Source organism: Pseudomonas juntendi, from assembly GCF_009932375.1.
In the GTDB taxonomy this organism is placed as follows: domain Bacteria; phylum Pseudomonadota; class Gammaproteobacteria; order Pseudomonadales; family Pseudomonadaceae; genus Aquipseudomonas; species Aquipseudomonas juntendi.
Genome location: NZ_BLJG01000490.1, coordinates 1 through 280, shown reverse-complemented (window position 1 = coordinate 280; position 280 = coordinate 1). Strand labels below are relative to the sequence as shown.

The following is a 280-nucleotide window of genomic DNA, read 5'->3' as shown; positions in this document are numbered from 1 at the left end:
GTTCCCGCACATGAGCGTGGCGCAGAACATCGCCTTCGGCCTGCAGCAGGACAAAATGCCCAAGGCCGAGATCGACGCCCGCGTGGCCGAGATGCTCAAGCTGGTGCACATGACCCAGTACGCCAAGCGCAAGCCGCACCAGCTGTCTGGCGGCCAGCGCCAGCGCGTGGCCCTGGCCCGCTCGCTGGCCAAGCGCCCGAAGCTGCTGCTGCTTGACGAGCCAATGGGCGCGCTGGACAAGAAACTGCGCTCGCAGATGCAGCTGGAACTGGTCGAGATC

Annotated in this window: 1 protein-coding gene; it reads left to right on the top strand. The window is 66.1% G+C overall.

Annotation, left to right across the window (positions count from 1 at the left end; all coding sequences use genetic code 11):
- A partial coding sequence (locus GYA94_RS26890) for an ABC transporter ATP-binding protein (protein WP_161893478.1) occupies positions 1 to 280 on the top strand: 280 nt, incomplete at both ends.